The following is a 1,221-nucleotide window of genomic DNA, read 5'->3' as shown; positions in this document are numbered from 1 at the left end:
GGTACCCTCAATCCAAAAGGGTACGAGGATGAGATTTCTAAAAAAATTGCTCCATGGTTTTCGACCCTTTATTTAGTTCTACTTTATTTGTCGATTGGTCCCTTTTTTGCTATTCCACGGACTGCGACGACGGCCTATGAAGTAGGGATTGCTCCGATGCTTCCCACTGGAGTTGGCAGTATAGGGTTACTGATTTTTACAAGTATCTATTTTTTAGCGGCTTTTTTGATTGCTTTAAATCCTTCAAAAATTCTAGATCGAATTGGGCGAATTTTAACTCCTGTCTTTGTCATTTTAATCATTGTTTTGATTATCTTAGGGGCGATGAAGTATAGCAATCATGCTCCTCAAATTGCTAGCGAAGCCTATGCACAGTCAGCTTTTGGACAAGGTTTCCTAGAGGGATACAATACGTTAGATGCCTTAGCAGCGGTTGCTTTTAGTGTGATTGCTGTGACAACTTTAAATCAGTTAGGCTTTGCTAATAAAAAAGAATACGTACGTACGATATGGTTAGTAGGACTGGTAGTTACGTTAGCATTTAGCATCCTTTATGTTGGGCTGGGTTATCTTGGAAATCATTTTCCAATTCCGACCGAGGTTATGACATCAGATACTCATAAGGGGGTTTATGTCTTGTCTCAAGCTACTCAAGCTATTTTTGGGTCTGGTTCTCAGATTTTCCTTGCAGCAATGGTGACAGTAACTTGTTTTACAACGACTGCAGGCTTAATTGTCTCAACAGGGGAATTTTTCCATAAACGATTTCCACAGATTAGCTATAAAACTTACAGCATTCTCTTTACTTTAATTGGTTTTAGTATTGCGAACCTTGGCTTGAGTACAATTATAAACTATTCACTACCAGTTCTGATGATTCTCTATCCGATAACCATTACGATTGTATTGTTGGTTATTTTAAATAAGGTGTTTGCCTTATCAAAGACTGGTATGCGTTTAACGATTTTATTTGTAACGCTTGTGTCCATTGCAATGGTAGTGGTGGATCATATTGATTTTCCTTTGCTTGCGAATGGGGTGAAATTACTTCCTTTTGCTTCTTTGTCACTTCCATGGCTGGTTCCAGCTTTAATCGGTATGGTTCTCTCTCTTATCTTACCTGATAAACAAGTTGATAGACTGTAAAATAATCATCATATCTAAGGTATATTACACTTTAAAAATGTATCCAAAGGATTTAACTCAGTATTGCAGTGAGCT

At 37.7% G+C, this 1,221-nt stretch carries 1 protein-coding gene; it reads left to right on the top strand.

Annotated elements, in window-relative coordinates; translation table 11 throughout:
• Positions 1 to 1,146 (top strand): branched-chain amino acid transport system II carrier protein (gene brnQ, locus STRDD10_RS02760; RefSeq protein WP_067192912.1); only part of this gene is annotated, 1,146 nt, incomplete at its 5' end.
• Between the last annotated feature and the right edge of the window lie 75 nt (positions 1,147 to 1,221).

The sequence above is a fragment of the Streptococcus sp. DD10 genome, assembly GCF_001578805.1.
Classification (GTDB): domain Bacteria; phylum Bacillota; class Bacilli; order Lactobacillales; family Streptococcaceae; genus Streptococcus.
Note: the sequence above shows the minus strand (reverse complement) of the source record. Positions and strands in the feature narration are given on the sequence as shown.